The organism is Thermococcus sp. ES12, assembly GCF_012027515.1.
Lineage (GTDB): Archaea > Methanobacteriota_B > Thermococci > Thermococcales > Thermococcaceae > Thermococcus > Thermococcus barossii.
The window spans coordinates 136,518-155,782 of the sequence record NZ_SNUP01000004.1; the positions used below are offsets into that span (position 1 = coordinate 136,518).

The 19,265-nt window shown below is 51.6% G+C and carries 18 protein-coding genes and 2 tRNA genes; 8 read left to right on the forward strand and 12 right to left on the reverse strand.

The features are described from left to right. Positions 1-59: 59 nt before the first annotated feature. The 4 genes from nadC to guaB form a co-directional block, all read right to left on the reverse strand. Positions 60-893 (reverse strand): carboxylating nicotinate-nucleotide diphosphorylase, encoded by an 834-nt coding sequence (gene nadC / locus E3E37_RS10160; RefSeq protein ID WP_167717076.1) that lies wholly within the window; start codon positions 891-893, stop codon positions 60-62. Between the two features lie 50 nt (positions 894-943). Then, positions 944-1,852 carry a quinolinate synthase NadA gene (gene nadA, locus E3E37_RS10165; RefSeq protein WP_167717078.1) on the reverse strand — a complete coding sequence of 303 codons (909 nt, stop codon included), beginning with the start codon at positions 1,850-1,852 and terminating at the stop codon, positions 944-946. Between the two features lie 63 nt (positions 1,853-1,915). Beyond that, the gene (locus E3E37_RS10170; protein ID WP_167717080.1) at positions 1,916-3,316 is read right to left on the reverse strand and encodes an L-aspartate oxidase; all 1,401 of its coding nucleotides are present in this window, start codon (positions 3,314-3,316) and stop codon (positions 1,916-1,918) included. Between the two features lie 70 nt (positions 3,317-3,386). Continuing rightward, entirely contained in the window at positions 3,387-4,847 is a 1,461-nt protein-coding gene (guaB, locus tag E3E37_RS10175; RefSeq protein WP_167717082.1) for an IMP dehydrogenase, read from the reverse strand. 466 nt (positions 4,848-5,313) lie between these two features. Here guaB and E3E37_RS10180 point away from each other — a divergent pair, with 466 nt between their 5' ends. The 3 genes from E3E37_RS10180 (at position 5,314) to E3E37_RS10190 (ending at position 8,288) form a co-directional block, all read left to right on the forward strand. Then, a complete protein-coding gene (locus tag E3E37_RS10180; protein ID WP_232460720.1) occupies positions 5,314-5,577 on the forward strand; it encodes a hypothetical protein in 264 nt (87 codons plus the stop codon). A 131-nt stretch (positions 5,578-5,708) separates the two neighbouring features. Continuing rightward, on the forward strand, positions 5,709-7,691 hold the full coding sequence (locus E3E37_RS10185) for an IGHMBP2 family helicase (protein WP_167717084.1): 1,983 nt from the start codon (positions 5,709-5,711) through the stop codon (positions 7,689-7,691). 3 nt (positions 7,692-7,694) lie between these two features. Further along, positions 7,695-8,288 (forward strand): hypothetical protein, encoded by a 594-nt coding sequence (locus E3E37_RS10190; protein WP_167717086.1) that lies wholly within the window; start codon positions 7,695-7,697, stop codon positions 8,286-8,288. Positions 8,289-8,293: 5 nt separating this feature from the next. Here the strand turns inward: E3E37_RS10190 and thsB are convergent, their stop codons facing one another. Then, positions 8,294-9,931, reverse strand: coding sequence for a thermosome subunit beta (gene thsB, locus E3E37_RS10195; protein WP_167717088.1), 1,638 nt, complete (start codon positions 9,929-9,931; stop codon positions 8,294-8,296). A gap of 170 nt (positions 9,932-10,101) precedes the next feature. Here thsB and E3E37_RS10200 point away from each other — a divergent pair, with 170 nt between their 5' ends. Both E3E37_RS10200 and E3E37_RS10205 read left to right on the forward strand, forming a co-directional pair. Continuing rightward, positions 10,102-10,845: a hypothetical protein gene (locus E3E37_RS10200; protein ID WP_167717091.1), complete on the forward strand. Its 744-nt coding sequence runs from the start codon at positions 10,102-10,104 to the stop codon at positions 10,843-10,845. A gap of 110 nt (positions 10,846-10,955) precedes the next feature. Next, positions 10,956-11,981, forward strand: a complete 1,026-nt coding sequence (locus E3E37_RS10205; protein WP_167717227.1) for a lipopolysaccharide assembly protein LapB — start codon at positions 10,956-10,958, stop codon at positions 11,979-11,981. Here the strand turns inward: E3E37_RS10205 and E3E37_RS10210 are convergent. The 7 genes from E3E37_RS10210 to E3E37_RS10240 all read right to left on the reverse strand — a co-directional run bounded on the left by E3E37_RS10210 (position 11,978) and on the right by E3E37_RS10240 (position 15,265). After that, positions 11,978-12,202 carry a DUF2283 domain-containing protein gene (locus tag E3E37_RS10210; protein ID WP_167717093.1) on the reverse strand — a complete coding sequence of 75 codons (225 nt, stop codon included), beginning with the start codon at positions 12,200-12,202 and terminating at the stop codon, positions 11,978-11,980. The genes E3E37_RS10205 and E3E37_RS10210 overlap by 4 nt on opposite strands. Beyond that, entirely contained in the window at positions 12,199-12,483 is a 285-nt protein-coding gene (locus E3E37_RS10215; protein WP_167717095.1) for a DUF4258 domain-containing protein, read from the reverse strand. The genes E3E37_RS10210 and E3E37_RS10215 overlap by 4 nt, the downstream gene beginning before the upstream one ends. Before the next feature lie 123 nt (positions 12,484-12,606). After that, positions 12,607-12,882: an elongation factor 1-beta gene (locus E3E37_RS10220; RefSeq protein ID WP_088865731.1), complete on the reverse strand. Its 276-nt coding sequence runs from the start codon at positions 12,880-12,882 to the stop codon at positions 12,607-12,609. Positions 12,883-12,902: 20 nt separating this feature from the next. Further along, the gene (locus E3E37_RS10225; protein WP_012572828.1) at positions 12,903-13,082 is read right to left on the reverse strand and encodes a zinc finger domain-containing protein; all 180 of its coding nucleotides are present in this window, start codon (positions 13,080-13,082) and stop codon (positions 12,903-12,905) included. Between the two features lie 661 nt (positions 13,083-13,743). Then, positions 13,744-13,818, reverse strand: a tRNA-Ile gene (locus tag E3E37_RS10230). Positions 13,819-13,831: 13 nt separating this feature from the next. After that, a tRNA-Glu gene (locus E3E37_RS10235) sits at positions 13,832-13,909 on the reverse strand. Positions 13,910-14,311: 402 nt separating this feature from the next. Continuing rightward, a complete protein-coding gene (locus tag E3E37_RS10240) occupies positions 14,312-15,265 on the reverse strand; it encodes an NAD-dependent epimerase/dehydratase family protein (protein WP_167717097.1) in 954 nt (317 codons plus the stop codon). Positions 15,266-15,347: 82 nt separating this feature from the next. Between E3E37_RS10240 and E3E37_RS10245 the strand changes: the two genes are divergently transcribed. The 3 genes from E3E37_RS10245 to E3E37_RS10255 all read left to right on the forward strand — a co-directional run bounded on the left by E3E37_RS10245 (position 15,348) and on the right by E3E37_RS10255 (position 19,231). Further along, the gene (locus E3E37_RS10245; protein WP_167717099.1) at positions 15,348-15,755 is read left to right on the forward strand and encodes a nucleotidyltransferase domain-containing protein; all 408 of its coding nucleotides are present in this window, start codon (positions 15,348-15,350) and stop codon (positions 15,753-15,755) included. 130 nt (positions 15,756-15,885) lie between these two features. Continuing rightward, positions 15,886-17,964 (forward strand): hypothetical protein, encoded by a 2,079-nt coding sequence (locus E3E37_RS10250; protein WP_167717101.1) that lies wholly within the window; start codon positions 15,886-15,888, stop codon positions 17,962-17,964. Positions 17,965-18,001: 37 nt separating this feature from the next. Beyond that, positions 18,002-19,231, forward strand: a complete 1,230-nt coding sequence (locus E3E37_RS10255; RefSeq protein ID WP_167717103.1) for a GDP-mannose 4,6-dehydratase — start codon at positions 18,002-18,004, stop codon at positions 19,229-19,231. Positions 19,232-19,265: the final 34 nt, after the last annotated feature.

Here is a 19,265-nt window from a genome sequence, read left to right on the forward strand (position 1 = left end):
AAGCATCAAAGATATCGAAAAGAAATCGATGGAGAAAGAAAAAGATGAAAAGCCTTCGTTCAGGCCTTTCCAATTATCTCAAGGCTGACGTCGAAGTTCTTAACGGAGTGCGTGAGGTAGCCGAGGCTTATCACGTCGATGTCGAGCCCCGCGTATTCGGCTATGTTCTCGGGCGTTATTCCACCGCTGACTTCAATTTTAACTCTCTCCCTGAGCCCTTCCCGCTTGAGGGCCTCCAAAACCTCGGCTATTTCCTCGGGCTTCATGTTGTCGAGCATCACAACGTCCGCCCCGGCCTTTGCCGCTTTGAGAGCATCCTCGAGGGTTTCGACCTCAACCTCGACGACTTTGTAGGCAGAGAAGGCCTTGGCGCGCCTTATAGCTTCTTCCAGGGGGACAAGAGCCAGGTGGTTGTCCTTTATGAGTACTGCATCGCTGAGGGAGAAGCGGTGGGGCTCACCGCCGCCGATGAGTATCGCCTTCTTGTCTATCGGCTTGAGGAGGGTTTTTCTCGTCCCGGCAACCCGAACCTTCGGGTTTACAGCTTTAACCCTATCGACCAGCTTCTTGACTTCGGTCGCTATGCCGCTCATCCTGCCCATGACGTTCAGAGCGGTTCTCTCGACGAGAAGTATTGCCCTCGCGTTGCCCTCAAGCTCGAGGATGGTATCACCCTTCCTAACTTCCTCTCCGTCGCGTTTCTTAACATCCACTTTAACCCCGAAGTGCTCGAAGAGGGCCTTGGCTTCCTCGACTCCCGCTATTATTCCTTCCCCCTTCGCGATGATTACGGCCTTTGCATTCAGCTCCTCCGGAATAACTGCCTCGCTCGTGACGTCGCCAAAGGGAGCGTCCTCCTCTATGAAGTGCAGGAGATAGTTGAGGGGTACCATGAAGTTTCCCTCCCTACTTAACAAAAATGGTGGAATCTTTCCCTCCAGACTTAACTCATCTCCAGCATCCTCTCTATGGCCCTTCTGGCCTTCTCGGCTATATCCTCCGGAACTTCAACCTCGTATTTCATGTCCCTGAGCGACTCGTAGACCTGGCTGAGCGTTATCGCCTTCATGCCGACGCAGATTGCATCTTCCCTCGCCGGGTGAAACTTAATATCCGGATAGAGCTTCTGAAGGCGGTAAACCATCTCGTGCTCGGTGAATACCACCCACTCGTTCCATTCCGGTGCGCGCTTTATCATTCCGCCCGTGGAGACTATGATGTCGGCCCTCTCCTGCACCTCCGGCTCGCACTCCGGGTGAACCATCAGCTTGGCGTTCGGATAGAACTTCCTCGCACGCTCCACATCTGCCAGCGTGAACTTCCTGTGCACATAGCAGTGGCCGTACTCGGGGACGGGGATGACCTTCTTTCCGGTGACCTTGGCGACGTAGTGGGCCAAGTTTTTGTCGGGACCGAAGATGATGACATCGGAATCGAGCTTCTCCACTATTTTGACGGCGTTGGCGGAGGTAACCGTAACGTCGGCGTAGGCCTTGGTCTCGGCGGTGGTGTTTACGTAGAGAACCACGGGCGCGTCCGGGTACTGCTCCTTGGCCCTGAGGATGTGCTCGACCTTCAGCATGTTGGCCATCGCGCAGGTTGCCCTCCTCGCCGGCAGGAGGACGGTCTTCTCCGGATTGAGGATTTTGGCGGTTTCGGCCATGAAGTCCACTCCCGCGAAGACTATGACGTCGGCATCAACGTTCACAGCCTTCCTCGCGAGCTCCAGGCTGTCGCCGAGGAAGTCCGCTATGTCCTGAATCTCGGGGAGCTGGTAGTTGTGGGCCATGATTATAGCGTTCCTCTCTTCCTTGAGACGTTCAATCTCGGCTATGAGCGTCTCCTTCTCCATACTCTCACCTCACTTGGATTGTGGTAGAATAAGGGGGATTAAAAGGTTGTTGGCCACCTTTGGTTAGAGCCTGCACCCCCCATCGAAGAAGCTCGGCCTCTCGAAGGATTTGCTCATAGCTGGAAAGTCCTCGCGGTAGTGGCTCCCCCTGCTCTCTTCTCTTGCCAAAGCACACTCAAGAACACCCCTCGCGAGCAGCTTAAGCCTCGGGTCAGCCTCGATCTCGCCAAGCTTTTCCAGGCCGGCCCTCAAGTTGCTGGCAGTCCTCACAATGCCAGCGTGCTCCCAGAGCACGTCGCGGAGGGCATCAACGTCCCCAAGGGAGTCGAAGGTGTAGGGAACCTCTGGAACCCCGCCAAGCCTCGGCCTATCCCTCGCTATGGTTCTGGCAACCTCAAGTCCGCTCACGATGCACTCAAGGAGCGAGTTGCTGGCAAGTCTGTTCGCCCCGTGGAAGCCGTTGCTCATAGCCTCGCCTATCGCATAGAGGTTTTCGATGCCCGTACGATACCAGGGGTCAACCGCCACTCCGCCGATGGTGTAGTGAGCTATTGGAAAGACTGGAATGAGGTCTTTGGAGGGATCTATGCCCTCCTTGATGAGGAAGGCGTATATCTGGGGGAACTTACGTTTGAAGTCCTCTATGCCAGTTGCATCGAGATAGACCCTCTTTCCAGCTTGCATCTGCCGGTATATGGCCCTCGCCACGATGTCCCTCGTGGAGAGCTCGTTCACGAAGCGCTCGCCGTCATCCGTCACGAGCTTAGCTCCAGCCCCCCTGACGGCCTCGCTCACAAGCTTGACGCCCCCCTTCCCCATGAAGCCCGTCGGATGGAACTGGATAAACTCCAGGTCCCTTGCGGGAGCACCCTTCAGGATCGCGTCACCTATGAGCAGGCCAACGTTGAGAGGGGAACCGGCTGTGTACTTGAAGAGCGAAGCGAAGCCGCCCGTAGCTATAACGGTGGCATCGAACTTGAGAAGCTCACCGTCGAGGAAGACCCCGTAGGCCTTTCTATCCCTTACGGCCAGCTCTTCAGCGAAGCCCTCGACGAAGTGAACGCCCGCTTCCCTCGCCGCCAGGTGGAGGAGCTTCATTAGGTGCTTCCCGGTCTCGTTCTTTATCGTGAAAACCCTGTGGAAGGAATGCCCGCCCTCGGTCTCATTGGCCTCGAACTCAAGCCCGAGGGAAGTCAGGAAATCATGAGCCTCCGTGGACTTGCTCAGGACGTTCCAGACCGTTTCTTCATCGTTGAGGTACTTCCCTGCCCGGAGGGTATCCAGAAAGTGTGCCCTCAGGGAATCTCCATCGAGAATCGGAAAGGCTATCCCCGCCTGGGCAAGGTAGGAGTTCGTGTTTTTGAACCCCTTACCTATGACCGTGACGTCAAAACCTCTCTTCGCAAGGGCTATGGCGGCGGTCAGAGCAGCCGCGCCCCCACCGATTATCCCGACTCCTCCCATTCTCTCCCCCGAGCAGAAATCGGAGAAACGCCTTATAACGGTTTTCAAAAGGAATTGGGGAGGGAAAGGTTCACTTCCCCACAGGGTAGTTCGGCGCCTCGTTGGTTATGAAGATGTCGTGCGGGTGGCTTTCCTCAACGCCGGCCTGGGTGATGACCACGAACTCGCCGCGCTCCTTAAGCTCCGCTATGCTGGCAGCCCCAACGTAGCCCATTCCAGAGCGCAGGCCGCCGACGAGCTGGTAGAGGACGTCGCCGACAGGTCCCTTGTAGGGTACGACACCCTCAACTCCCTCCGGGACAAACTTGCGCGTCTTCATGTGGCCCTTCTGGTAGTAGCGCTCCGCTCCACCTTTCATCATGGCACCGAGGGAACCCATGCCGCGGTACTGCTTGTATCTCCTGCCGTTGATTACAACCTCCTTGCCGGGGGCCTCCTTGGTTCCTGCCAAAAGGGAGCCGAGCATTACGGCGTCCGCTCCAGCGGCTATTGCCTTGACGATGTCTCCAGAGTAGCGTATGCCTCCGTCGGCGATGACGTGAATACCGTACTCCTGAGCTCTATCTGCCACGAGGGCTATAGCAGTTACCTGGGGAACTCCAACGCCAGCGACAACGCGCGTGGTGCATATGCTCCCCGGGCCGATTCCGACCTTAACGGCATCGGCGAAGGTTAGGTCGTCAACTGCCCTTGGATTGGCGATGTTCCCGACGATTAGATCCGCATCTACTGCCTTCCTTATCTCTTTCATGGCCTTTATCGCCTTGAGGTTGTGGGCGTGGGCGGTATCGACCACTATGACGTCGGCACCGGCTTTATCCAGGGCCTTCGCCCTTTCGAGGTCGAACGGACCAACAGCGGCGGCAACCAGCAGGTCTCCGTTTTCGTCCCTCACCGCGTTCCTGTACTTCTTCCTCATCATGAGGTCGCTCATCGTGATTATTCCGATTAGCCTGCCGTCTCTATCCACCACCGGGAGGCGGGCTATTCTATTGGCCACCATCGTCTCCAGAGCCTCTTCAACCGAAACATCTTCCCCGACCGTTATGACTTCGCCGGTCATGACATCCCTGACGAGCCGGCCCTCCTTTGCCGCTATGTCCTTCTTGGTAACGATGCCGACTATTTTTCCGTCCTCACCAACGACCGGGAGGCCGTCGATGTCGTTTCTCTCCATGAGGAAAAGGGCGTAGTCGAGGGTTTCATCAGGGCCTATGGTGATAACGTCCTCGACTATGAAGCGCTCTGCCCTCTTGACCTTTCTGACCATCTCGGCCTGTTCGCTTATGCTCATGTTCCTGTGGATGACTCCCAGGCCGCCCTCTCTGGCCATCGCGACGGCCATCTCCCACTCGGTGACGGTGTCCATAGCCGCGCTGAGAATCGGGACCTTGAGCCTAATCCTCGGCGTTATCTGGGTTGAAACATCAACGTCCTTCGGCTCGACCTCGGTCGGCTGTGGGAGAAGAAGAACGTCGTCGAAGGTGTATCCCTTAATCGCATTGACAAGTTTGTGTTCAAATTTTCCCATTTTTCCCGCGCCTCCACATCCTTTTTAACATGAACCTGGCAGGGGTTTTTAAGGGTTTCCCATTTTCCGGCCGAACCTTTCTCGGTTTTTTGAGATAGGGTTCGAACTTCCAACCCCTTTTAGTTGAATTTTACAAACGTAAAGCTTTTAAACCAGAAACACTCCCCATCCCCGGTGGTTCCAATGAACCTAGCCAGGGCTCTAGCCTATGTGGCCCCGATTGCCATAGTGGTGCTCCTGCTGGCCATAGCATGACGATAATCCCTCACGGGCTTTCATTGTTTGACGATCATCCAAAATAAATCCCCTTTCCTTTTCAATTCTGACACACTGACAAAAAAAGATTCGAAAGGCTAAAATACTGAGAGGCTCTTCTATCTTCGGTGATTCGCCATGAGGAGGGAGTACCAAACCCATCGCTAAGGAGAAGGTCTCTAAGGTAAGTGGCTTTGGTTTTGAGGAACTGTTGGATGAAATCCTGAAGGAAGGTCTCTTCTGGGCGGCTCTCGGCCGGCCGTCGGAGGTCATGCCGTTTCTGAGGGGCAAGCTCTTGAGCAACGGCGTCGGTGTGGAGAGGGGACGCAGGGAGTACCTGGAGTACCTGCTCGACGACCTGGAAAGGTTCTACAGGCGGGTATCGTGGAGCGACGAGATAGACGAACGCCACTGGAAGGCACTGAGATCCTTCCACAGGGACATAGTCTCGGTGATTTCCTCGGAGAGGGCTTAGCTTTTTAACCCCCTTTCTCTACTCTTCTTGGGATGATGAGGGAAGTTTCGTCCGAGCGGTGAGGAAACTCGCATGGGCTGACCACCCTCAACCTTTTAAACGGCTCTTCTCTTCGCCCATCGGGAGGAAAGATGAGAGAAAACGAAACCCTAACCGAGTTCATCTCTCACCTCAAGGTCCTCATCGAAATGGAGAGGAAGGCCGAGATAGAGGCGATGAGGGCTGAAATGAGGCGGCTTAGCGGGCGCGAGAGGGAGAAGGTCGGGAGAGCGATCCTCGGCCTCAACGGCAAGGTTGTTGGCGAGGAGCTTGGCTACTTCCTCGTCAAATACGGCCGCGAGAGGGAGATAAAGACCGAGATAAGCGTCGGCGACCTGGTGGTTGTAAGTAAAAGAGACCCCCTCAAGAGCGACCTGATCGGGACGGTCGTGGAGAAGGGGAAGCGCTTCATAACCGTGGCTTTGGAAACGGTCCCGGAGTGGGCGCTGAAGGGTGTCCGTCTCGACCTCTACGCCAACGACATAACCTTTAAGAGATGGCTTGAGAACCTGGACAGCCTGAGGGATAGCGGGAGGAAGGCGCTGGAGCTCTACCTCGGTTTGAGAGAGTCTGAGAAGAGTGGGGAGGTCGATTTTACCCCCTTTGACAGAAACCTGAACGCGAGCCAGAGGAAAGCTGTGGCGAGGGCTTTGGGCAGCAATGACTTCTTCCTGATTCACGGGCCGTTCGGAACGGGAAAAACGAGGACGCTCGTCGAGCTTATCAGGCAGGAGGTGGGGAGGGGCAACAAGGTTCTGGCAACGGCCGAAAGCAACGTTGCCGTGGACAACCTGGTGGAGAGGCTGGTCCATTCAGGCATTAAGGTTGTGCGCATCGGCCATCCGAGCAGGGTCTCTAAGAATCTCCACGAGACGACCCTGGCTTACCTCATAACCCGGCACGAGCTGTACGGCGAGCTGAGGGAGCTTCGCGTCATCGGGCAGAACCTCGCTGAAAAGCGCGACACATTCACGAAGCCATCTCCAAAGTACAGGCGGGGGCTGAGCGACAGGGAAATCCTCAGGCTGGCCTCTAAAGGAATCGGGACGAGGGGTGTTCCAGCCCGCTTGATCCGCGAGATGGCGGAGTGGATAAGGCTCAACGAGCGGGTTCAGAAGACCTTTGACGAGGCCAGAAAGCTGGAGGAGAGAATCGCGAGAGAAATCATAAGGGAAGCGGATGTCGTTCTGACGACGAACGCCTCTGCTGGCCTTGAGGTTGTTGACTACGGCTCCTACGATGTCGCGGTAATAGACGAGGCGACGCAGGCGACGATACCGAGCGTGCTCATCCCGATAAACCGCGCGAGGCGCTTCGTCTTGGCTGGAGACCACAAACAGCTGCCGCCGACGATACTCAGCGAGAGGGCTAAGGAGCTGAGCAGGACCCTCTTCGAGGGCCTGATCGAGCGATATCCTGAGAAAAGCGAGATGCTCACAGTCCAGTACAGGATGAACGAGCGCCTCATGGAGTTCCCCAGCAGGGAGTTCTACGACGGCAGAATAGAAGCCGACGAGAGCGTTAGGGAAATAACGCTGGCGGATCTGGGCGTGGAGTCGCCTGATGGGGGCGATATCTGGGGAGACGTTCTCAAGCCAGAGAACGTGCTGGTTTTCATAGACACGTCAAAGAGAGAAGACCGCTTCGAGAGGCAGAGGTATGGCAGCGAGAGCAGGGAGAACCCGCTTGAGGCCCGGCTCGTTGGGGAGACAATTGAAAGGCTGTTGAAGCTCGGCGTTAGGTCCGAGTGGATCGGGGTCATAACCCCCTACGACGACCAGCGGGACTTAATAAGCTCGCTCCTGCCAGAGGAAGTCGAAGTTAAAACGGTGGACGGCTACCAGGGCAGGGAGAAGGAAGTTATCGTCCTTTCCTTCGTTCGCTCGAACAGAAAGGGTGAACTCGGTTTCCTGAAGGACTTGAGGCGCTTGAACGTCTCGCTGACGAGGGCTAAGAGGAAGCTGATTTTGATAGGCGATTCCTCGACTCTAAGCGCACACCCAACCTACAAGAGGCTGGTGGAGTTTGTAGAGGAGAGGGAGACGGTGGTTGATGCCAATGAGCTGGAGGTGTGAAGAATGTTCCTCTACACGAAGAACTTCAACGAGCAGAAGGCTAAAGCGATGGAGGGCCTGAGGAAGGCTTTGGCCGAGAACAAGGTTGATGAGGACATAATACCTCTTCTGGAGAAGCTCAACGCCCTTGAGAACTACTTCACGACGAGCTCATGCTCAGGCAGGATTTCGGTCATGGAGATGCCCGACTTTGGAGACAAGGTTAATTCCGTCTGGCTCGGCAAGTGGCACCGCGAGGTTAACGTTGAGGAGGTTCTCGATGCCATAGAAAGGCATGAGAAGGGCCAGCTCTGGTTCCTCGTGAGGAGTCCAATCCTCCACGTCGGCGCGAGAACGCTCGAAGATGCGGTAAGGCTCCTTAACCTGGCTATAGGCCTCGGCTTCAAGTACTCCAACATAAAGAGCGTCAGCCACAGAAAGCTCCTCGTTGAGATTCGCTCGACGGAGAGGATGGACGTTCCGCTCGGAGCGGAGGGGGAGCTCTGGGTTGATGAGGCGTACATCGAGAGAATCGTCGCCATTGCCAACTCCCAGGTGAGGAGATTCAAGGGGAAGCTGAAGAAGCTGGAAGAAGAGATTGAAAGGTTAAAAGGTTAGGGACTTCAGTCGAGGTCGCTGCCGAAGTCCTCGCTTCCGCCCTTACCTTCCTTGTCCTTCTCAAGCTTGCTGGCGGCGATGACGTCGTCGATCCTGAGGATCATTATCGCAGCCTCGCTGGCGCTCTTGATGGCCTGCTTGGTGACCCTGACCGGGGCGATGACTCCGCGCTCCATCATGTCGGCCGGCTCGCCCTCGAAGACGTCGACGCCGATGGTCGGTCCCTTCTCCTTGTGCGCTGCTATGACCTTCACGAGGGTCTCGATTGGGTCGAGGCCGGCGTTCTCGGCGAGGGTTCTCGGTATGACCTTGAGGGCCTCGGCGAAGGCCTCGATGGCGAGCTGCTCCTTTCCGCCAACCTCCTTGGCGAACTCGTCGAGCCTTATGCTAAGCTCGATCTCCGGGGCACCGCCGGCGGCGAGTATCTTGCCGTCCTCGACGATGTCCTTGACGACCTTAACGGCGTCCTCCAGGGCGCGCTCGACCTCATCGACGACGTGCTCGGTTCCACCGCGGATGAGTATGGTCACAGCCTTCGGGTTCTTGCAGCCCTCAACGAAGATCATGTTCTCGCCGGCGACCTTCCTCTGCTCGACGAGCTCGGCCTCACCGAGGTCCTCTGGAGTCAGGTCGCGGACGTTGGTGACGATCTTGGCGCCGGTGGCCTTCGCGAGCTTCTCCATGTCGCTCTTCTTGACCCTGCGAACGGCCATTATGCCGTACTTGGCGAGGTAGTGCTGGGCGAGGTCATCAATACCCTTCTGGACGAAGACGACGTTCGCTCCGACCTCCTTGATCTTCTCGACCATCTCGCGGAGCATCTTCTCCTCCTGCTCGAGGAAGGCCTGGAGCTGCTCCGGGCTGGTGATCCTGATCTCGGCATCTGTTTCAGTCTCCTTGACCTCGAGGGCCTCGTTGATGAGGGCTATCTTCGCGCCCTCAACCCTCTTGGGCATTCCGGGGTGGACAACCTCCTTGTCGATGACGACGCCCTTTATGAGCCTGGTGTCCTTGACGCTGCCACCCTCCTTCTTCTCGAACTTGATGTTGTCGAGGTCGACCTTGTAGGTTCCGTCGACCTTCTCGGCCACCTGCTTGACGGCCTCGACGGCGATGTTGGCGAGGTACTCGCGCTCCTCCTCGGCGGCCTTACCGGTTATCGCGGTGACGGCTGCCTTCTTGAGCATCTCGACGTCCTCAACGTCGACGTCCCTGGCGATCTCGTCGAGAATCTCCTGGGCCTTCTCGGCGGCTAGAGCATAACCCTTGATGACTATGCTTGGGTGGATGTTCTGGTCGAGGAGTTCTTCAGCCTTCCTGAGGAGCTCGCCGGCGATGACGACGGCCGTGGTGGTACCGTCTCCAGCCTCCTTGTCCTGGGTCTTCGCAACCTCAACCATCATCTTCGCGGCCGGGTGCTGGATGTCCATCTCGTCGAGGATGGTGGCACCGTCGTTGGTGATGACGATGTCGCCGAGGCTGTCGACGAGCATCTTGTCCATTCCCTTCGGACCGAGGGTGGTCCTAACAGTCTCGGCTATAATCCTCGCGGCGAGAATGTTGAGCCTCTGAGCATCCCTACCAACGTACCTCTGGGTTCCCTCGGGCAGAATAACAACCGGCTGTCCGGCGAGCTGGGCCATCTCCCCCTCACCCCCGTCCGTTTTTGTTTTTATCGACGGAGGACTTTTAGTTACAATTAGTGTTTCCGGTTCTATGGTTCCGTTAGGTTATTTATAAAATTTTCGGTCGGGTCGATGTGCACTATGAATTACCCAGAAAGGTTATAAGCAGGATCATAATACTAAGTGATATGAAACGAGCAGTGCGATGGGTCAAAACAATTTTCATGATTCTGCTCATACTGGGAACGATCACCCTCGGACACGGCATCGCCCGCTGGGAAGTGGGGGCACCTCCTTCCACACCCAGGCCGGAGGATGTTCTCGACGCCATCTACAACACCTCCAGCACGGTGGTTGAATGGGAAATCAACTGGACTACTGAAGACGGGACGACATCTACCCGAGGGATTGTGCTAATCGAGAGTAACGCCATTACAGGGGTTTACAGGGTTGTCGGAGCTAACGGGAGTTTCAGAGGAGTAAAAACGGTTCGTTGGAACGGTAGGGCGGCGAAGATTGGGGGGCTCACAATCCTTGGAAATCTCAGCCTGCCAAGATACGAAAACAGGACTATGAACTTCAGCGAGGTTATACCCCTGGTTCTCCCCATTGCATCTGTATCCGCAGCCTTTGACCTGGGCTTTGGAAACTATACGGACAAAGTGAACGTCACATGCGCCGGAAACACCTGCACCGTGACCATCGTCAGAACCTCGAAGGAGGGAGGGATAAAGGGTACCGCGGTTTTTGTAGGTTCACGGCTCAGAGAGATTAAAACGATCATAACATACAGGGACAGCATGGAGGAGACCATCGTGTGGTTTTCGTACCCTGGGGAAGCGGGATATGAGGAAAGGAAGGAACAGCTCGCCGAAGAGATACGTAAAGCGAAGGAACTTTTATCTCTAACCTCTATGGAACGGCCCATATAAATCAAAACTCCCGATATACCCATCTCTCCCCGTTCCGGGGCTGTCAGTACACCGTTTCCAGCAACCATAGCTTTTTAACCCGTTCGGCCAAGCGAAGTGCGGTGGTGAAAATGACCGATATCAAGGTCGAATGGGAGAAAGCCCTAAGCGAGAAAAACTGTGAGAGGCTTTTGGAGCTGTTTGACGATTACATCGACTCCATTGAGAGCGAGGAGGAACTCAGGAATGAACTTAAAAGGCTCGGGGAAGTCGCGGTCGAGTGCGAGGAGCCCTACGACCTGCTCCACGAGATCGCCCACGTTTACGCCCATCTAGACGATGTCGAGGGCGGGATAGGTCTCTACAAAAAAGTTGCAGAGGCAAGGAAAGGGGATCCCGAGGAGTACGCTACCGCGCTCTACTACCTGGCCGATGCCTACGAGCACTTCGGCATGCCGGAGAAGGCGATAGAGACCTATAAGGAGCTGCTCAGGCTAGAGGAAGAAGTCCTCAAGAACGAGAGGGAGATAGCGCTAACCCTGGCGAACATGGCGGTGAACCACGACGAGCTCGGTGAAACCGAGAAGGCCATCGAGCTCATGGAGCGCGCCAGGGAGATTTTTGAGAGGCTCGGCGATGAAAAGAACCACCTCATAAGCCTTCTCGACTTGGCGCACTTCAGGTACGAAGCTGGGGACTACGATGCGGCCGAGGCCCTGATAAACGAGGTTCTCAGGAACCCGAGGGAGAACGAGATAGAGATAAACGCCAAGCTTGTGGAGGCGGAGATACACGCGGGCAGGGAGGACTACGATAAGGCCTTCAGGGCGATAAGGGACGCGCTCGTCAAGGCCATCAACGTCAGCGACGACGTCTTTGGCCTCGTCTTCGACACACTGGTTGAGTTCATTGAGGGACTGTTTAATGAGGAGGCTTATGAAACGGTCGCGAAGAACATGGAGGCCTTTGCCGAGCTCTTCGAGGACGACACCGATTACTTCTTCAGGGCGATTGCTGAATTGGCGCGCTGGAAGGCCGGAGAGGAAGGAGCCAAGAAGCGCTTTGAGGAACTATACTCCAAGGTGGAGAACGAGGAGCTTCGCTCGATTCTCGACGAGTGGAAGAGGCCGAAGCTGAGTTTGAGCCTGGGACTTTAAGCTTCCATTTTCTTATTCAACGCCTTCGTATAGCGCTCTATTTCCAAGAGACTTTTTCTGATAACATTCTCCCCAGCGTTCCATATTTCAATCCCTACGACGTTTCCTTCCTCATCGTACTCGAACCACACGTCTTCGTCAACTTCGTCGGTGTCTGCCACCGGGCCCTCTCTGATCAGAATATAGAGGATATCAGCCTTTGGGTCATACCTAACCTTCATACCCCAACCCACCTCCGGGATGATAATCTCCTTTCAATGATTTTATCAAGGCTTTTACTGGTGTCTATAACGGTTATCACTTCAGCAGTGCCCTCTCTTTTATCGTAGGCTATTATCAGCCAGTGCTCAGGGAGCCTTCTTCTGCCAACTGCAATAAAATGACCCGAGCGCAGATCATAGAACTTCCTCTTGGGTGAATCAATGACCGCCCCCACTTCTTTGATGTCAATTTCTCGTTCTTTAAGCCTTTCTTTCGCATGTTCAGTTAAGACAATCTCCATCAAAACTTAATCATTGTCAGAAAACTAAAAACATTGTGGTTTTACTTTTTTTCTCTCCTGAAAGTCCGCCCTTCATGGTGGGAAGAAGATAAGGATGACGGTATAGAGAAAAGGAACGAGGATTCATATCCTCGAAACGGTCTCAACTTCGGCGCTCTCGACGTTCTCGACCTGCCTGAAGATCTCGGTGACCTCGTCGTAGGAGTAGCCCTCGGCGTCCTTTCCGAGGACGTAGAACTTGAGGGCGACGAGACCAAAGGCAATCGGCTCGCGCTCGACCTTCGCGAGACCGAACTTCTCCGGGATAACAGCTTTCAGCTTCTCCTCGAGCTCGTCGAGGTTGACCTCCGGGTCGGTCGGCATGACCTTAATAACGCCAACAAGGTTGAAGTCAGCCATCTTTTTTCACCTCCTAAACTTCACGGCCCCTCCCAGCCGCACTTGGGGCACTTGTAGGGGACTGAGAGGACCCTGCAGCTTTCGCAGCGCCAGATTATCTCCTCGCCACAGTTCGGGCAGACGAAGTGAGTGGCGTGCTCCCTTGGGGTTATCTCCTTTCCGCATGATGTGCATACGGGTATCTCGAACTTGGCTTCCACTGCGAACACCTCCGAGAAAGGTGGTTTTTAATCACTGGTGGGCATTGCGGGGGTTGGCTTATAAACCTTTCTCTAGATGAGAAAGATAATCATAATAAAGTATCCAGAAACCCTAGCTGTCTGTATAACAATATGGGCACCGGGAACTAAATAACCCATAACATTCCCAGCACAATAAGCTTCCAAATTAAATCACAAACTCTTGAATACTTGTAAAAAACCCGCTCCAAGTACTTTCTCAGCTTTTATGAAAGCAAAAAACTGGAAAAATTCCTAAGTTCTGAGATGTACATTACACAATAAAAAATAAATAAAAACTAAAAACTATTAAGCACCTATCACAAACATCACCCAACTCTTTTCATATATCCACATCTAGGGCACTTAGCCACGTACCAAACTATAAATCCTTTCCCTCCCGGCCTAGGTTGTCTCATTGGAAAAACCCTCATCCGAGTACCACACCTCGGACAATAATATAAGGCCAATCCACACACCCCCAATAGATTAATTCAAAGATTCATAAGAATAATACATAACTAATTCTAAATAAGTTTTTTGTCCCCGTTCCAGTAAAGAAAAGATTCTGCGGGGGAGATAACTAGGGATTTAGATTTTGGATACATCCCCAAGAATCTCCAGAGAAAAAATTCTGGTATAGTGGGCCCGCGGGGCTTCGAACCCCGGACCTCCCGCTTATCAGGCGGGCGCTCTGACCAGGCTGAGCCACGGGCCCGCGAGAAAGGTTTTGGTGCCCCGGCCGGGATTTGAACCCGGGTCGCGGGATCGAGAGTCCCGCATGATTGACCGGGCTACACCACCGGGGCGCGTCCGAGATTAAGGGCGCTGGAGGATTTAAAAAGTTTTCGGTAATCTGGGGGACAACTTCGGAGTGTAAAACACGCTAAGGAGTTAAACCGATGATTTGGTCACGTTACAGCCATCTTCTCCCACAGACCGGCGGTACTTTTGTGAAATTATTTCGAAAAGTTGCCAAAAAATTTTGCTTTAAATAAAAGCAAAGGTTTATATAGTTAAAGACCATAGAAGTATATGAGGGGTACCTCATGGGAAGGACTGAAGCGAAAGCTTCACCCCAAACAAACCGAACCCGAGTGGTTTCATGAACCATAGCGGAACATGAGGCTACAATTGAGGGGAAAGGTTTGGACGGAGTGGAACTTCACTCCGGCCCTTTCCGTGGGGTGTCCCTCACTATTCTCCTAATATTAAAGACTAGAAAGGAGTTCCCTCACCGTTTTTCTCACAGCCTCATAGCTGTTGAGCTTCGGCTTCCAGCCGGTTTTCTTCGCCTTCTCTATGCTCAGGCGCATGAACTTGACGTCGCCCTTCCAGCCGCGGCCACCGTCGACGCCGCCCGTGAACCTGAAGGCCGGATTTAACCCAATCTCCTCGCTGACGATCTCGGCTATCTCCCTCACGGTTATCCAGTCATCGCTGCCCAGGTTGTAGAAGTCAACGGTCTTGTTTTCTCCCTTAAAGTGCTCGAAGATGTGGAGCATTCCCTCAACGGTGTCGCTCACATGGAGGTAGCTCTTCCTCTGCGTTCCGTCGCCCAGTATCTCAAGCTCTCCTGGATTTCTTCTGAGCTTGTTGATGAAGTCGTAGATGACGCCGTGGTTGGAGCGCTCGCCTATTATGTTGGCCAGGCGGAAGATTAACGCCCTGAAGCCAAAGGTGTGGGCGTAGCCGCTTATCAGGGCTTCGGCAGCGAGCTTCGCCCCGCCGTAGACGCTTATCGGCTCCAGCGGGGCATAGTCCTCCGGTGTCGGTATGAGGTCGGCGTCGCCGTATACCGTCGATGAGGAGGTGAAAACGAGATATTTGACCCCTGATTTTCTCATAGCTTCGAGGAGATTGTAGGTTATCAGCACGTTGGTCTCGTAAAGCAGTTCGGGGCTCTGGGAGCCGATTCTGACCTCCGGATTGGCCGCGAGGTGGAAGACGACATCTACATCTTCAACGGCTTTTTCCACGATTTCCCGGTTTCTCATGTCGCCCTCCATGAACTCAAACCGCTCATGTCCGAGCCAGTAATGGATGTTGTCAAGACTGCCTGCACTCAGGTCGTCGAGAACCCTCACCTCGTATCCAAGCTTCATTAGTCTGTCCACGAGATGGGACCCTATGAAACCAGCGCCGCCCGTGACGAGAACCTTCATTTATACCACCAAATCCAGTGGGATTGTTACACTCTTAAGTCTTAGGGTAAAGTTTTTAGTATTCCATGGTGGAGGTTAAATCATGAAAGTTTACTCCCTGGAAAAAGGCGAGCGGGAGAGGATAAAGCACCTGATAGCGGAGTTCCTGATGAACAGGGATGATGTTATTTTTGCCTATCTTCATGGCTCCTTTCTGAGCGGCGCTCCCTTCAGGGATATCGATGTAGCTGTGTACACAGGGAAAAAACATGACGTCTTCTACGAGCTTGGACTGGAGGAAGAGCTTGAGAGGCTCACGGGATTTCCAGTCGATGTCAGGGTGCTGAATGACGCCCCCATAAGCTTCAGGTTCAGCGTGCTGAAGGGTGAGCTGCTGTTCAGCAAAGACGAAGAAAAACGCTGTGAGTTTGAGGAGAGAACACTCCGTGAGTACCACGATTTCAGCTACCATCTCAACATGTACCGGAGGGAGGCACTTGGAATGTCATGAAAAAAGGATACGGGGTTAGAATAAGTCTGGTTTTATTCTAGGACAATATTTGAAATCCTATGAAGAAAAAGATTTAAGAGATAAGCTCAAGAATTACCTCAAGACACTATAAATTCCCCGAGGGTTCATCATGAACCGCAAAGATATTAAATCGTTACTAAATGAGAAAAAAGAAATACTTTTAGTAATTGTTCCGCTATTGCTTGGGCTATATCTAAGAGCCCAAACATTGAAATGGCACAGGATATTTGCCTATGACCCATACTTCTATTATAGACAAGCAGTTTATTTTGCCAATGGTGGGCACATCCACGATATTGACCCGATGATAGTTACAACGATCAGGAGATTTAGTGATAATGAGTACTTCCTACCACTCCTCTGGGCGTATCTAGGCAAAATATTTCATGTGGATTTATGGACGCTGGGAATTTATTTGCCATTGATAATATTTGTGGCCCAGATTATTGTTGTTTACAAAATAGGTAAAGACGCCTTTAACTGGAAAGTAGGCTTTTTTGCAGCGTTATTTTTATCGGTAATGGGAGCTCATGTGTATCGGACACACGCTGGGGGAATATGGAAGGATACCCTGGGTTCATTATTTATGTTGATGTTCCTTCACGCAACAATACTGATACTAAAGGAGGAACTCTTAGATAGAAAAAAGGCCTTTATGTATGGGATCTACCTAGTGCTGTCACTATACCTGTCTATCATAACCTTTGACGGATTTGGAGAATTTTCCCTAGTCGTCTCACTGTATCTTATACTATCGCCCCTGATTGCTAAGCCGAGAAAGAATGAATTCTTAATTGCAATTTTAATGATACCTGCACTATTATTAGGTGGAACGTCAGTCGGGACTTACTGGCCTTGGAGTGATTATCCGCTTAAGGAGATATACCTTTTTGTTCCTTTTTTAATTGCAGCAGGGGTAGGAATAACTACATTAACTGTTGGGTACGTGTTATGGAAGTATACTAAACGAGAAAAAATAATTTATGGAAGTGCCCTCACTGCAGGGATTTTAGGGACTCTAGTTCTGTTTTGGAAATTCAACCAGAACCCCGATAGAACCTCCTTCTGGTATCCATTGTACAAGTTCGTACATTACTTGTTAAATCCTGACGTGACTTTGCTTTCTGCTCAGAGTATGTCAGTTTCATCTGAAGTGTTATGGCTATTCTTTTCAACGTTATTTGCTTTTGCACTCATTGGAAGTATAGTTAAAGGGTATTACATAATAAAGGCCTCACCAAAATCTCAGAGACAGGTTAATTTGCTATTTTTAGTATTGTTTGCAATTGGAACTTTTCTTGGGGTTGCCACCATTAGACTTACTTATCTCATGTCCTTTGGAGTAGCGTTCCTATCGGCAACGTTCTTTGATAGATTACTTAACGTATTACAAACCAAATTACCAGACAGAAACAAGACTGCTGCCACTCTAACTGCGATTTTATTGATTGCTACTCTCCCGCCTTTTGTAGAGGCCAAACACTACGTCTCCATGTCCCCCCTTCCCAACAGTTACTGGTTAGATGCCACAGAGTGGATGAGAAACAATATACCCAGCGAGACAGTTTTTAACTGGTGGGATTGGGGGCATTGGATACAGGCATTTGGTGTAAAGACTACAAGCGATAACATCTACCAGCGGGGCACAGAATATGCATGGTTCGTAAGAGTAAATGAGAACGAATCTCCAAAGCTTATTAAACGAACTCAGGAACTCGCAAAGAAGAATATGGGAAAAAATATAACTATAAACCATGTCGTAATAAGTCAGGATTTACTATTAAAGTTCAGTGCATTAAACAGATACTATCCCAAAGACAAACTAATTCAAGTATACCCATTTGAACTTGTTGGAGTTATTGGAAACACCAGGATATATTCCACACCAAACGGGGCAGAACTAGTAGTTCAATTTAGAGAAAATACTACAAAAGCCATGCTTGTGTATAACGGAGTCACGAGAGAGCTAAGGGACATTGTAATTGAAGTCCCCTTCAAGCAAAACCCCCATTACGGGTCTGGCCAAGATGGATATATTGCTTACATAACCCCGTACATTTGCTTTTTAATACCCTCGAGTCTAGAAGATACTATATTAGTTAAACTTTTAATTTTTGAACGATCTGAGAAGTATAAACTAATCTATGATAACGGATATGTCAAAGTTTATAAAATAAGCAACATATAAGGCTAGAAAGTAAGCAAATAAGCGAGGAGGTGTCCAGATGAGCTGGAAGGACAAAAATGTTTTGATAACAGGAATTAGTGGGTTTGCCGGCTCGTATTTGGCTAAGTATTTGATTGACCAAGGGGCAAACGTCTATGGGTTAATTAGAAGAAGAGCAGATGGCAGAATTCCAAAGAACCTCATGGATAGAAGAATTCACAATGAAGTAAAGCTTATTGAAGCTGATTTAACAGATTTGGCCAGCTTAGCCCATGCTTTAGATGTAGCACAGCCAGATGTTATATTTCACCTGGCCGCACAATCTTTTGTTCCAAGAAGCTTTACGCACCCATTAGAAACCTTCCAAATAAACACTATTGGTACTGCTAATCTTCTTGAAGCCGTCAGAATTAAAGATTACGATCCAGCAATTGTCTTTGCTGGTTCTAGCGAAGAGTATGGGCTGGTTATAAGTTCCGCGGAGCAATATAAGAGAGTTAAGGAGAAGTATGGTCATATTTCACCAGAGCCAGAGGAAATTCCGGAAGTTCCGATAAATGAGAACAACCCACTGAGACCCATGTCCCCCTATGCTGTTAGCAAGATTCATGGAGAGTACATGTTCAGGAATTATTACTATACCTATGGTATGAAAACTATTGTCTCTAGAGGATTCAACCATGAAGGAGCTGGAAGGGGGATAATGTTTGTTACTTCTGTAGTTACAAATCAAGTTATGAAGTACAAGTTTGGGGAGACTGACAAAATTGTCATTGGAAATGTTAATGCTTTCAGAGACTGGAGCCATGTGATGGATATTGTCCGTGGCTACTGTCTGTTGGCTGAAAAAGGACGGCCGGGGGATGTTTACAACCAAGGATCAATGAGGACCAACTCCGTCATGAGTTATATCCTACTGAGTCTGGAGCAGGCGGGCTGGGAAGTTAGGAAGATAGAAACGATAAAGAACAACAAAGTCGTTGAGGATCCAACTGAAACTGATGATTCTGAAATGTTTGGAGTTAAATTCGAGAAAACCAAGCTGGATAAAATGTTACTAGAGCATGAGATTGAGTTTACAATAGAAGATGAGGGTGTTTGGGTGTATACGAATAACGGCAAAATACCAGTGGTTTTTGATCCAAAGAGATTCAGGCCCTCAGAAGTTCCAATCTTGATGGCGGACACGAGAAAGATACAGAAACTTGGATTCAAGGTTGAGCATAAGTTAACGGACATAATAAGGGATCAACTAAACTACTTCCTTAAGCCTGAGAATAGAATGTGAACTTTCTTTTAAGTTTTCTATTTTGGAGGAATTA